Source organism: Thermotoga petrophila RKU-1 (genome assembly GCF_000016785.1).
Classification (GTDB): domain Bacteria; phylum Thermotogota; class Thermotogae; order Thermotogales; family Thermotogaceae; genus Thermotoga; species Thermotoga petrophila.
Window position 1 is genome coordinate 703737 of sequence record NC_009486.1, and the last position, 12336, is coordinate 716072.

Here is a 12336-nt window from a genome sequence, read left to right on the forward strand (position 1 = left end):
GTTAGAATTGTAGCACGGGAGGGAGAGAGATTGATAGGAGAAAAGATCATTTCTTTCGAATCCATAGACTCCACGAATCGTTTCTTGAAAGAGAATTACCGCTTCTATCCCGATGGCACGGTAGTGGTTGCGTTGGAGCAGACCTCAGGATACGGAAGAAACGGAAGACACTGGCACTCTCCAAGGGGTGGACTATGGTTCTCTGTGCTTTTCAAACCGAGAAAGTCACTGGAGCTTTCGTTTTACACAAGGGTGTTCTCAGTAGCGGTTGTGAAGACTCTTGAAAACATGAAAATACACGCGAACATAAAGTGGCCCAACGACGTGTACATAAACGGGAGAAAGCTCGCAGGAGTTCTCTCAGAGGGAATTTTTGAAGGTGCAAAACCTCTCGCCGTTGTCGTGGGAGTGGGGATGAACGTGAACAACGAAATCCCAGCCGAGTTGAAAACAAGAGCGATCAGTCTGAAGGAAATCACGGGAAAAGAAATCAGCGTTGTGAAACTCATAGAGTCGATATTGAAGAACGCACGCGTGATTTTCAGAAAGTATTCAAAGAAAAAAGAAGCTCTGACGAGGATCTGGAAAAGATACCTTCTTCAGAAAGAAGGAGATATCATATCTCTGGAAGGAAAGAAAGGAAAGATCGTAAAGATAAACCCTGATAGTCTGTTAATAGACTTCGACGGAGAGATCAAAAAGGTTTACTCACTCTCTCCTCACTGAGGACTTCGTAGCCTCCGTTTCCCACAACCCTTAGGGTTATTTTCTTGGTTGGTAAGAACACCTCCACGATGTCTCCGTCCTTTACCTCGTACGAGGCTTTCGCGGGTCTTCCGTTCACCAGGACCCTCTGCCCCTTCAGCAGTTTCTGGGCAATCGTTCTTCTCTTCACCACCGAGATCTTGAGAAACAAATCTAATCTCATGAATTGCACACCCTTTCCAAAAGCTCATCGTCGCTCATTGAGAAGGGGTCTTCTCTTTTCAAAACCAACTCTCTCATAACCAGCATCTTGCTTGTGAAAAAGCGAGGGTCGTATTCTTCAAGGAATTCCATCCTGGTTCCATCGAAGACCTTCTTTCCCTTTTCGAGTACCACCACACGATCCACGTGATTTATAACTGTTTCGATATCGTGAGAAATGAGGATGACCGTCTTTCCAAGGGTCTTCCACTTCTCCACAATTCTCAGAAGGTCCGTTTTCCCTTCCCGGTCCAGCCCCACTAAAGGCTCATCGAGGATGAGAATATCCGGTTCGTGAACGATCACAGAAGCGATCGCTACTCTTCTCTTCTCACCGCCGGACAGGAAAAACGGCACTCTGTCTTTGAAAGAGTCGAAATCCAGTCCCACGAACTCCATCGCTTTCTTCACCAGGGGAACAGGATCCCTATCTGGATAGAAGTTTTTCACGGCGAAAGCCACTTCGTCAAAAACTCTCTCCGCGAAGAACTGATCCTCAGGGTACTGAAAAGCGATTCCTATGTTCCTTCTTATCTCGTAACCTTTCTTTCTTTCTCCGTCGTAAAGCACAGCACCTGAGGTGGGTTCGATCAAACCTGCTACAATTTGAAGGAGGGTCGACTTCCCAGATCCTGTATTCCCAGCAACAAGGATACACTCTCCCTCGTTGATAACGAGACTCACATTTTCGAGTGCTTTTTTTTCCAAAGGTGTTCCTCCGTGAAAGATATGAGAGACGTTGACTACTTCTATTCTCATGTTGAAAATTATATCACGTGGTAAAATTTAACGAGAGGTGAATGACTCTATGAACATTGTTGAACGATTGAGAGATCTCTGGAAAAAGATTGTAGAATTATGGAATTCTATGTCTCGAGAAAGGAAATTCCTCGTGGGAGGAATAGGGATTGCCCTTGTAATAACGATCGTTCTGTTCGCCGTTGTAGCGTCCGTTCCTCACTACAGACTCCTTGTGGCTGGCCTCAACGAAGACGAGGCAGGTGTGATCATCCAGAAGCTCGAGGAGATGAACATTCCTTACAAAGTATCCCCTGGGGGAGATATATACGTTCCCGACAGTTACAACGTCTATGAACTCAGAATGAAACTGGCGTCTGAAGGGGTTCTTGGAAGTTCAAGGAAAGGTTTTTCGATACTCAACGAAAACTCCTTCGGGGCCACGAGCTTCGACAAGCAGGTCAAATATCAGATCGCTTTACAGGAGGAACTCGAAAGAAGCATCATGACGATAAAAGGTGTGAAAGATGCAAGAGTTCACCTGGTCCTTCCGAAGTACACCTATTACGTTCGTGGTGAGATGGCAGAACCTCGAGCATCAGTTCTCGTAGTCTTGGAACCCGGTGCAGAACTCACCCGCGAACAGGTGAGAGGAATCGTTGAGCTCGTCTCAGGAGCCGTTGAAGGGTTGAAACCGGAGAACGTGAGGGTAGTGGATAACTACTCCAGATCGCTGAGCGATATGTTAGAAACAGACGAAGGAACTTTCCTTGCCTCCAGCAAACTGGAATTGAAACAACAGCTTGAAAAATACTACGAAAGCAAAATAAAGAAAGCACTGGAAAGTGTCTTCGGCCCTGGAAGGGTGGAGGTAATACCAGACATATCCATCAACTGGTCCAAGATAGAAACGGAGATGAAAAAGTACGAAGCACCTGCCAGAAGAGAAGGTCTGGTGAGGAGTCAGGAGACGCAGGTGGAGAAGAGCCAAAACCTTTCTCCAACCGGAGGACCAGCGGGAACGGATTCGAACATACCGCCTCTCACCTATCCATCAGCCACATCCGAAGGAACGAGTACCTACGAACGAACCCATACCATCACCAACTACGAATTGAACGAAGTGTATCAGAAGATAATACAGAACCGCGAAGGGGAGATCTCCTCGCTTTCCGTCGCCGTCATAATCGATGCCTCTTCTTCTGTCCTGCAAAACAGCAGTGACTGGAGCGGTGTGATAAACGATCTCGTGGAAAAAGGGGTGGGCTCCATAACGTCTTCCGCCTCTCTCAGCGTCGCGGTTGCCTTTTTGCCATTCGATCGCTCCATCGAAAGAGCTCTTCAGGAAGAGTTGAAACAGATTGAAACGAGAAGAAGGTTCATCCTGTACTCGGTGGGAATAGCCCTGCTTGGATTTCTCACGTTCATACTCATCTATCTTGTGATCGTTCAAATAAGAAGAATAAGGGCAAGAAGACTCGCAGAAGAACGGAGAAGAAAACTGGAAGAAGAGGTGAAAGAAATCCTCCAGGAAGAATTGAAGGAGGAAGAGGTATCGCCAGAAGAAAAGGAACTGCTCGAACTTGTAGAAGAGCTGGAGAACATCTTTTCCCGTTCACCTTCCGACATCGCCGAGATAGTCCGACTGTGGTTCTTTGAAAGGGGATGAGGATATGCCCGAGAAAAAGACTGATGGTAAAAGAAAGGCCGCAGTCCTTCTGGTGGCCCTTGGACCCGAAAAAGCAGCCCAGGTGATGAAACACCTTGATGAGGAAACGGTGGAACAGTTGGTGGTGGAAATCGCAAATATTGGAAGGGTTTCTCCAGAGGAAAAAAAGCAGGTTTTGGAAGAATTCCTGAGCCTCGCCAAAGCAAAAGAAATGATATCAGAAGGTGGTATAGAGTACGCAAAAAAAGTTCTGGAAAAAGCATTCGGGCCTGAAAGAGCAAGAAAAATCATAGAAAGGTTAACCTCTTCCTTGCAGGTCAAACCTTTCAGCTTCGTAAGAGACACAGATCCCGTCCAGCTCGTGAACTTTCTCCAAAGCGAACATCCGCAGACTATAGCGGTTGTTCTGAGTTACCTTGATCCCCCTGTCGCGGCTCAGATTCTTGGAGCGCTTCCCGAAGAGCTTCAGACAGAAGTTCTGAAGAGAATAGCCCTGCTCGAACGCACTTCTCCAGAAGTTGTTAAAGAGATAGAAAGGAACCTGGAGAAAAAGATCTCTGGATTCGTGAGCCGAACGTTCAGCAAGGTAGGTGGAATCGATACAGCTGCAGAGATAATGAACAGCCTGGACAGAACCACTGAGAAGAAGATCATGGACAAGCTGGTTCAGGAGACCCCCGAACTGGCCGACGAGATAAGAAGAAGGATGTTCGTCTTCGAAGACATTCTGAAGCTCGATGACAGATCGGTACAGCTTGTGCTGAGGGAAGTGGACACGAGGGATCTGGCCCTCGCTTTGAAAGGAGCCTCCGACGAGCTGAAAGAGAAGATATTCAAGAACATGTCAAAGAGAGCTGCCGCGTTGCTGAAAGACGAACTCGAATACATGGGTCCTGTGAGACTCAAAGATGTGGAGGAAGCCCAGCAGAAGATAATAAACATCATAAGAAGGCTGGAAGAGGCTGGCGAAATCGTCATCGCGAGAGGTGGAGGAGAGGAGCTGATCATGTAGTATGCTTCTCAGAAAAGATGAGGTCTTCTACATAGACCTTCCAAGGAAAATAGAAAAAGAAGAAAAAGTGCAAGAAGAAAAAACAAAAGAGAACACGTCAGAGGAAATCCAAAAGATCAAAGAAATGAGAGAAAAAATCCTCTCCGAAGCTCAGGAAGAGGCCAGAAAAATCATTGAAGGTGCCAGAAAAGACGCAGAGGAAATCTTAAGCAACGCCTACAACGAGGCTGAAGCTTTAAAGCTTGAAGCAAAGAAAGTCTTAGAAGAAGCAAAAACAATGAAGGACGATTTCCAGAAATACATTCTTGCTTTGAAGGAAAAGATCCAGAAACAAGTAAACCAGAGAATAGAAGAGATACTTCCAGAGCTTCTCGATATACTCAAGATCCTCTTCAAAAAGATCCTTGAAAAGGAAATGGACGAGTCAGCAGTGGAAAGAAAGTTGAGGAGCGCTTTATCAAAATTAGTGGGCATCAAAAATGTGAAGATCAGGATAAATCCAGAAGATGCAAAAAAACTGGACCTCAGTGAAGTCAGCAAAGAAACTTTGATACCGGATCCCAATGTAGAAAGAGGCGGCGTCATCGTCGAGACAGATTTTGGAATCCTGGACAAAACGTTCTCTCATCAATGGGAACTCGTGGAGGATATCTTCGAAGAGGTGGTAGGATTTGAAGGATATACTGAAAGAACTGAAAAAGAAGTTGAGTGAAGAAGATTTCAATAAATTCAACGGAAGGGTCACAAGAGTGGTAGGGCTCACCGTGGAATCAAAAGGACCAGACGCTTTTCTTGGAGAAATGTGTAAAATTTCACTTCAAAACGGCAAGAACGCACTCGCAGAGGTGGTTGGTTTCAGGGAAGAAAGCGTTATTCTCATGCCTTACGAGGATGTCTCCGGATTGAAGATGAGCTGTGAAGTCATCAGAACTAACAAAGTACTCGAAGTCGGTGTCAGCAGAAAGATGATCGGAAGGGTGTTCGATGGCCTGGGACGTCCAATAGATGGAAAACCTTTCGTCCCGGAAGACAGATACCCTCTGACCAACAACCCTCCAAACCCTCTGAAAAGACGAAGAATAAAAGATCCTCTACCAGTGGGCATACGATCGATAGATGGCCTCATAACAGTGGGCAAGGGCCAGAGAATAGGGATTTTCGCGGGTAGCGGTGTTGGGAAAAGCACACTTCTTGGAATGATTGCACGAAACACAACGGCGGATGTTAACGTGCTGGCTCTCATCGGTGAGCGCGGAAGAGAGGTCAGAGAATTCATAGAGAGGGACCTTGGAGAAGAGGGGCTGAAGCGGTCCATACTGGTGGTCTCAACCTCCGATCAGCCTGCCCTTGCCAGAGTGAAATCTCTTCTCACCGCCACCAGTATAGCGGAATTCTTCAGAGATTTGGGATACGATGTTCTTCTGATGGTGGACTCTCTCACCAGATGGGCCATGGCCCAGAGAGAAGTGGGACTCGCAGTGGGAGAGCCTCCCACCACCAGGGGGTATCCACCAAGTGTTTTTGCCGGCCTTCCAAAGATACTCGAAAGGGCAGGAAACTCAGACAAAGGTAGCATAACAGCGATTTACACTGTGCTCGTCGAAGCGGACGATTTCAACGAACCCATTTCCGACACTGTCAGATCCATCGTAGATGGACACATAATTCTTTCGAGGAGACTTGCCGAATCGAATCACTACCCAGCAGTCGACGTTCTTGCAAGTGTGAGCCGATTGATGAACGATATCGTCACTGAAGAACACAGGGAGGCGGCGAACCGCCTCCGATCGCTGATGTCGGCTTATGAATCCGCAAAAGATCTGATTGAAATCGGCGCTTACAAGAGCGGAACCAATCCACTCGTTGACAAAGCCGTGGAAATGAAAGACGAGATCGATTCTTTTCTGAAACAGGGTGTCTTTGAAAAATCTTCATTCGAGGAAACCCTTCAAAAACTTCTGGATCTATACCTGAGATCTCTTGACTAAGTAAGTCATGTCTCCTACCATCATGAAGAGTTCGTCGATGTTTTTCAGAAAGCCCAGCCTGTTCACTCTCAAGTCGTCCCTCTTCACCATCACAAAGACGTTGTCGAAGTACTCGTCTATGTAGGGTTTCAGTTCGATCAGATATTGAAGTGCCTCGCGGTAATTCAACCTCTCCAGAGCTTTCAAAACTTTTTCTTTGACTTCGTAGAACTTGTTCATCAATTTTTTCTCTTCTTCTTTCTCAAAGAGGGCTCCGTCGAATCTGACAGAGTCGTGATTCTTCGTTATGTTGTGGACTCGCTCAAATCCAACAAACAGGTCTTGAAACTCGGGTTTTTCAGATATCTCCTGGAGGGCTTCCGCAGAGAGGATCCCGCGAAGGGGTCTCTTCCACAGGTGATTCACCGCTCTTGCCACGTCGAAAGATATTCCAAGTTCGTTGACCAGAAACTGATAGAACCTGCCCGCAAAGAACGTTTCCAATTCTTCAGAAAGACGGTACCCCACCAGTGAAGAAGCGAAAGTGAGGAGCTCTTCCAGAGAAATATCCCACTCGTTTTTCCTTATGATCCTGAAGATCGCGTCAGCCTTGTTTTTCAGACCATACGGATCTTTAGAACTCGTGGGAACGTTGCCTATGGCGAAATTTCCCACAATGGTGTCGATTCTATCCGCTATTCCAAGAATGGAACCTATCACTGTCTGTGGCTCTTCGGAGTAATGATCCTCTATGGCCGTTGCTATTTCTTCGTTTATTCCCTCTCTCAGGGCATAGATCCTGCCCATAACGCCCTGTAGCTCCGGGAACTCGTAGACCACCTTCGAAGCGATGTCTGCTTTGCATATAGAAGCGGCTTCCAGGACCTTCTGCGTGAACGACTCTGGAAGTTTCAGATCTTCGCATAGCCTCTCTGATATTTTCTTTATCCTTTCCACCTTGTCGTAGAGTGTTCCGAGTTTCTCCTGAAAAACGATTTCTTTGAGCTTTTCATTCATCTTTTCCAGCGGAGTCTCGAGATCCTTCTGGAAGTAGTATCGCGCGTCTTCCAATCGAGCGTTTATGACTCTCTCGTATCCCTTAACCACGTTCTCCGGTGGCTGTGGACCGTCTTGAAAAGCCACAAAGGTGTTCGTCAGGGTCTCTTTATGTGCTATAAAAGAGCGCTGGTGATGTTTCACGGCGGTCACTATAATCTCTTCTGGAAGTTCGAGATATTTTCGGTCGAACTGCCCAACAACGATTCTGGGATACTCCGTTATCGCCACTATCTCTTCGATGAGTTCTTCATCGCGTTCAATCTTCATACCACTTCTCTTTTCAAATTCATCGATCTGTTCGAGGACGAATTTTTTTCTCTCCAGATGGGAAGAAATCACGAATCCCTTTTTGAGAGATTCGTAGTACCTTTCCGGATCTGGAATTTTGATCGATCCAGCGTGATACCTTTTGCCGTAAGAGATTCTGGACGATCTAAGACCGAAGATTTCTAGGTCAAGAACTCTTCCATCAACCATCGCCACAATCCAGTGAACAGGTCTGATGTATTCGTGTTCACCGGAACCCCATCTCATGGGTTTCCTGAAATTCAAACCAAGAACGAGATCTCTGAACAGATCTGGGAGAACTTCTTCGACAGGCTTTCCTTCAACAACTCGCGATAAATAGATGTACCCCTCCCTGTGAACCACGTTCTCCAGGGAAGCGTTGTTGTTCCTCAAAAACCCTTCGAGCGCTTTGGTCGGTTTACCGTTTTCATCGTAGGCAACGTTCAGTGGTGGACCTTTCTTCTCTTCTGTAAAATCCTCCTGTCTCTCCGGGAGATTCTTGAGAATCACACCAAAACGTCTGCTTCCAACGAAGACTTCAGCAGATCCGGAAGAAATTCTGTACGCTTTGAGAAGTTCAGTCGACCTTTCCTCGAGCTGTTTCAGAATACTGTGGAATTCGCTCGCGGGAAGTTCTTCGAGTCCCACTTCAAGCAGGGCTGTTCTCATTAACCTGCACCTCCAGAAAAACTCTCGCAACCTTTCTTGCCATCGCCTGAATACGTTTCACGTAGGTTTGTCGCTGAGAAACACTTATCGCTCCGCGTGCATCGAGAAGGTTGAACGTGTGAGAACATTTCAACACATAATCGTAAGCAGGGAGGTAGAGATTTTTTTCCACAAGTCTGTAAAACTCCTTCTCGTATTCATCGAAATGCCTGAAAAGGAGTCCTACGTTGGCTTCTTCGAAGTTGAAAACCGAAAATTCTCTTTCGTTTTCAAGGAACACATCACCGTATTTCACGTTTTCATTCCACTGTACCTCGTAAACGTTATCGACTCCCTGAAGATACATGGCGATCCTTTCCAGCCCGTAGGTTATCTCGAGAGGAATGTCCTTCAGAGAAATTCCACCAATCTGCTGGAAATATGTGAACTGGGTTATCTCCATGCCGTCTAACCACACTTCCCAACCAACACCCCACGCTCCGAGGGTGGGAGACTCCCAATTGTCCTCCACGAATCTGATGTCGTGTTCCTTCAGGTTTATACCGAGGTACTCCAGGGACTCAAGATACAGTTCCTGAGAGTTTTCAGGGGAGGGTTTTATGATCACCTGGTACTGGAAGTACCTCTGCAATCTGTTGGGATTCTCTCCATATCTACCATCGGTCGGCCTCCTGCTCGGCTGAACGTAGGCCACTTTCCATAGACCTTTTCTCAGACTTCCAAAGAACGTGGCGGGGTGAAACGTTCCGGCACCGACTTCCATATCGTAAGGTTGTTCCAAAAGACAACCTTTAGACGCCCAGAAATCGTTCAGTTTCATTATCACATCCTGAAGATACATCCTTCACTCCCCTTCCTTCACAGCGATCGCTTCTATTTCTATTTCTACGTTTCTCGGAAGTTGAGCAACCGCCACAAACGACCTGGCGGGCCTGTGGTCTCCAAAGTATCTGGAATACACCTCGTTGACTCTCTGGAAGTAGTCCATACTGGTCGTAAACACCGTTACCTTCACAACGTCCTTCAGGGAGAAACCGCCCGCCTCCAGTATTGCTTTCAGATTTTCCAGAACTCTCTCAGTCTTTTCTTCTATGGTGCCCTGAACGAGATCACCATTTTCTGGATCTATGGGAATTTGACCAGAAACGAACATCATGTTTCCGACAACGACCGCCTGAGAGTACGGACCTATGGCCTTTGGAGCCTTATCGGTTTCGATAAAGCGCTTCATACTACCCCCTCCACCTGAACACGGGTTTCTTCGAAGCGAGCACTTCGTCGACTCTTCGAACCGGTGTGTTGTGAGGAGCGTTTTTCAAAACATCGGGATTCTCATAGGCTTCTTTTACTACTCTTTCGAGGATTTCGGCATACTTATCCAGCGTTTCTTTGTTTTCAGTCTCAGTTGGTTCTATCATGAGTGCTTCCAGAACGATGAGTGGAAAGTAAACTGTGGGAGGATGCACACCAAAGTCCAGTATTCGCTTCGCAATATCCAGTGTCCTCACACCGGTTTCCCTGAACACTTTCTCCGCGCTCGCTACAAACTCATGCATGCAGAACCCGTTGTATGGAATCTCCAAGAACTTCTCAATTTTTTTCTTCAAGTAGTTCGCGTTCAAAACGGCCATTTCACTCACTCTTTCAAGGCCGTCTCTTCCCATCGTGAGAATGTACGTGTACGCTTTTACGAGAACTGGGAAATTTCCAAAGAAACTCCTCACACGTCCTATGGTCTTTTCAGGAACGAAGAGTTCGTAAAGTTCTCCGTTCTTCCTTACCTGGGGGAAGGGCAGAAAATCCACCAGATGCTTTTTCACACCAACTGGCCCAGATCCGGGCCCTCCCATTCCGTGGGGAGTGGAAAACGTCTTGTGCAGGTTCAAATGGACGATGTCGAACCCCATGTCTCCTGGTCTCACTTTACCCATGACCGCGTTGAGGTTCGCACCATCGTAATAGAGAAGGGCACCACACTCATGCGTCATTTCTGCTATTTTCAGTATGTCCTTTTCGAAGAGCCCAAGCGTGTTTGGATTTGTGAGCATTACCGCAGCCACTTCTTCATCCAGTAGTTTTTTCAAATCTTCCACGTCCACCATACCGTTTTTGCTCTTTATCTCCACCACCTCAAAACCGACCATCGAAGCGGATGCTGGGTTGGTACCATGTGCAGAATCCGGTACGAGAACTTTCTTTCTTCCGGTGTCCCCTCTGCTTTTAAAGTACTCTCTCACTATCAGCATTCCTGTGAGCTCCCCGTGAGCTCCAGCAGCGGGTTGAAGTGTCATGTCATCCATTCCCGTTATCTCACACAACATTTCTTTCAGTTCGTACATGAGCCGAAGACTGCCCTGAACAGTTTCAGCAGGTTGGTACGGGTGTATCTCTCTGAATCCTTCGAGATTCGCAACTTTTTCGTTCAATTTGGGATTGTACTTCATAGTGCAGGAACCGAGGGGATAGATTCCACGATCCACAGAGTAGTTCTTTCTGGCGAGATCGGTGTAGTGCCTCACCACATCAGGCTCGCTCACTTCGGGAAGTTCTGGAGGGGTCCTCCTGAGAAATCGATTCGGAAGAGAATATTCTGGAATATCGCTCTCGGGAAGCCGGAATGCTTTTCTTCCCTTTTTGGACCTCTCGAATATCGTCATTTCATCGCCTCCAGGAGCTTTTCTATATCCTCTTTGGAAATCACCTCTGTGGCACATGCGAGTGCTGTGTCTCCAAGTTCCGGGTAAAAACCCTTCAGAGGCAAAGGCCCAAGGATCTTTTTCGCCATCATCCACTTCCACCGCTCAGGATAATCCTCCGGCACGTTGAAAACGAACTCGCTGAAAAATTCTCCCGAAAAGCACAGTTTGAATCCCATATCTTCCAATCTTTCCTGGAGGTAATGAGCGGCGCTGTAAGAACGCCTGGCTACCTCCCTCAGACCGTCAGGCCCCATCACACTCATGTAAACCGCCGCTATCAGAGCAGCGTGGGCATGGTTGGAACATATGTTCGAAGTAGCTCTGGCGCGCCTTATGTGCTGTTCTCTGGTCTGAAGGATCATGGTGTAGGTTACACTGCCGTCCTGATCTACGGTCTGTCCGATCAATCTTCCTGGCATTTGCCTCACGTATTTTTCTTTTGTGGCGAAGATCCCAAGAGAGTATCCTCCGAACCACATGGGAAGTCCCAACGACTGGCCTTCACCAACCACGATGTCTGCTCCGTAGCTTCCCGGTGGTTCTAAAAGAGCGAGCGAAACTGGTTCTACAACCACTATCAGCAGAGCGTTACCCGATCGGCTTCTGACATAATCGAGATCTTCTATGATTCCAAAGAAATTGGGATATTGAATGGCTATCGCCGCTGTTTCCTCATCGACCTCTTCTAACAAGACCCTTCCCGTTTCGTCGTATCCGGCTTCTACTACAGTGAAACCTCTTTTTTCGAGATAGGTTCGCAAGACTGCCCTGTACTCAGGATGAACGGACCTTGCCACAACAACCTTCTCTTTTCCAGTGAGTCTAAAACTCATCAGAGCCGCTTCCGCCAGAGCGGTGGCTCCATCGTACATGGATGCGTTCGCCACTTCCATTCCCGTTAGTTCGCATACCATGGTCTGGTATTCAAACAGAGCCTGGAGGGTTCCCTGGGATACCTCCGCCTGATACGGTGTATAAGCGGTGAGAAAATCGGGCTTCATCGCAAGATCGTAAACGACCGTAGGAACGTACCTTTTATAAACCCCAGCTCCGAGAAAGACAGCGTAGTCTTCAAGAGAAGCGTTCACCTCAGAAATCTCTTTCAACCGCTTGAAAACACTGAACTCATCTCTGGATTCCGGAATATTCAGAGACGACCTGGCAGAAACGGGAATTGAAGAAAACAAATCCTCTATGGAAGAAACTCCTATGAACTCCAACATAGCACGGATATCTTCATCCGTGTGTGGAATGTAAGGATAGTTCATT

Annotated in this window: 12 protein-coding genes; 5 read left to right on the forward strand and 7 right to left on the reverse strand. The window is 47.1% G+C overall.

Annotation, left to right across the window (positions count from 1 at the left end):
* Window positions 1-30 precede the first annotated feature (30 nt).
* Window positions 31-726 (forward strand): biotin--[acetyl-CoA-carboxylase] ligase, encoded by a 696-nt coding sequence (locus tag TPET_RS03540; RefSeq protein WP_011943304.1) that lies wholly within the window; start codon window positions 31-33, stop codon window positions 724-726.
* On the opposite strand, the gene TPET_RS03545 is transcribed toward TPET_RS03540, so the two are convergent.
* Window positions 695-928 carry an RNA-binding S4 domain-containing protein gene (locus TPET_RS03545; protein ID WP_011943305.1) on the reverse strand — a complete coding sequence of 78 codons (234 nt, stop codon included), beginning with the start codon at window positions 926-928 and terminating at the stop codon, window positions 695-697. The genes TPET_RS03540 and TPET_RS03545 overlap by 32 nt on opposite strands.
* On the reverse strand, window positions 925-1725 hold the full coding sequence (gene ecfA2 / locus TPET_RS03550) for an energy-coupling factor ABC transporter ATP-binding protein EcfA2 (protein ID WP_011943306.1): 801 nt from the start codon (window positions 1723-1725) through the stop codon (window positions 925-927). The genes TPET_RS03545 and ecfA2 overlap by 4 nt, the downstream gene beginning before the upstream one ends.
* Before the next feature lie 49 nt (window positions 1726-1774).
* Between ecfA2 and fliF the strand changes: the two genes are divergently transcribed.
* Genes fliF through fliI form a run of 4 tightly spaced genes read left to right on the forward strand, consistent with a single transcriptional unit; the run spans window position 1775 to window position 6373 of the window.
* Window positions 1775-3373 (forward strand): flagellar basal-body MS-ring/collar protein FliF, encoded by a 1599-nt coding sequence (gene fliF / locus TPET_RS03555; RefSeq protein WP_011943307.1) that lies wholly within the window; start codon window positions 1775-1777, stop codon window positions 3371-3373.
* Window positions 3374-3377: 4 nt separating this feature from the next.
* Window positions 3378-4385: a flagellar motor switch protein FliG gene (gene fliG, locus TPET_RS03560; protein ID WP_011943308.1), complete on the forward strand. Its 1008-nt coding sequence runs from the start codon at window positions 3378-3380 to the stop codon at window positions 4383-4385.
* A 1-nt stretch (window position 4386) separates the two neighbouring features.
* A complete protein-coding gene (locus tag TPET_RS03565) occupies window positions 4387-5097 on the forward strand; it encodes a FliH/SctL family protein (RefSeq protein ID WP_011943309.1) in 711 nt (236 codons plus the stop codon).
* A complete protein-coding gene (gene fliI, locus TPET_RS03570; protein WP_048810861.1) occupies window positions 5057-6373 on the forward strand; it encodes a flagellar protein export ATPase FliI in 1317 nt (438 codons plus the stop codon). The genes TPET_RS03565 and fliI overlap by 41 nt, the downstream gene beginning before the upstream one ends.
* On the opposite strand, the gene glyS is transcribed toward fliI, so the two are convergent.
* From glyS to gcvPA, 5 genes are read right to left on the reverse strand one after another with little or no spacing between them, the layout of a single operon-like run.
* Window positions 6350-8368: a glycine--tRNA ligase subunit beta gene (glyS, locus tag TPET_RS03575; RefSeq protein WP_011943311.1), complete on the reverse strand. Its 2019-nt coding sequence runs from the start codon at window positions 8366-8368 to the stop codon at window positions 6350-6352. The genes fliI and glyS overlap by 24 nt on opposite strands.
* The gene (locus tag TPET_RS03580) at window positions 8349-9209 is read right to left on the reverse strand and encodes a glycine--tRNA ligase subunit alpha (RefSeq protein WP_011943312.1); all 861 of its coding nucleotides are present in this window, start codon (window positions 9207-9209) and stop codon (window positions 8349-8351) included. The genes glyS and TPET_RS03580 overlap by 20 nt, the downstream gene beginning before the upstream one ends.
* A 3-nt stretch (window positions 9210-9212) precedes the next feature.
* Window positions 9213-9599 (reverse strand): RidA family protein, encoded by a 387-nt coding sequence (locus TPET_RS03585; RefSeq protein ID WP_011943313.1) that lies wholly within the window; start codon window positions 9597-9599, stop codon window positions 9213-9215.
* A gap of 1 nt (window position 9600) precedes the next feature.
* On the reverse strand, window positions 9601-11025 hold the full coding sequence (gene gcvPB / locus TPET_RS03590; protein ID WP_011943314.1) for an aminomethyl-transferring glycine dehydrogenase subunit GcvPB: 1425 nt from the start codon (window positions 11023-11025) through the stop codon (window positions 9601-9603).
* Window positions 11022-12335, reverse strand: a complete 1314-nt coding sequence (gene gcvPA, locus TPET_RS03595) for an aminomethyl-transferring glycine dehydrogenase subunit GcvPA (RefSeq protein WP_011943315.1) — start codon at window positions 12333-12335, stop codon at window positions 11022-11024. The genes gcvPB and gcvPA overlap by 4 nt, the downstream gene beginning before the upstream one ends.
* Window position 12336: the final 1 nt, after the last annotated feature.

What these genes read in the sequence shown, in the direction of transcription:
- TPET_RS03545 (WP_011943305.1), bottom strand. Translation starts at nt 928, where the DNA reads ATGAGATTAGATTTGTTTCTCAAGATCTCGGTGGTGAAGAGAAGAACG.
- glyS (WP_011943311.1), bottom strand. Translation starts at nt 8,368, where the DNA reads ATGAGAACAGCCCTGCTTGAAGTGGGACTCGAAGAACTTCCCGCGAGC.
- ecfA2 (WP_011943306.1), bottom strand. Translation starts at nt 1,725, where the DNA reads ATGAGAATAGAAGTAGTCAACGTCTCTCATATCTTTCACGGAGGAACA.
- gcvPA (WP_011943315.1), bottom strand. Translation starts at nt 12,335, where the DNA reads ATGAACTATCCTTACATTCCACACACGGATGAAGATATCCGTGCTATG.
- TPET_RS03565 (WP_011943309.1), top strand. Translation starts at nt 4,387, where the DNA reads ATGCTTCTCAGAAAAGATGAGGTCTTCTACATAGACCTTCCAAGGAAA.
- gcvPB (WP_011943314.1), bottom strand. Translation starts at nt 11,025, where the DNA reads ATGACGATATTCGAGAGGTCCAAAAAGGGAAGAAAAGCATTCCGGCTT.
- TPET_RS03580 (WP_011943312.1), bottom strand. Translation starts at nt 9,209, where the DNA reads ATGTATCTTCAGGATGTGATAATGAAACTGAACGATTTCTGGGCGTCT.
- fliF (WP_011943307.1), top strand. Translation starts at nt 1,775, where the DNA reads ATGAACATTGTTGAACGATTGAGAGATCTCTGGAAAAAGATTGTAGAA.
- TPET_RS03585 (WP_011943313.1), bottom strand. Translation starts at nt 9,599, where the DNA reads ATGAAGCGCTTTATCGAAACCGATAAGGCTCCAAAGGCCATAGGTCCG.
- fliG (WP_011943308.1), top strand. Translation starts at nt 3,378, where the DNA reads ATGCCCGAGAAAAAGACTGATGGTAAAAGAAAGGCCGCAGTCCTTCTG.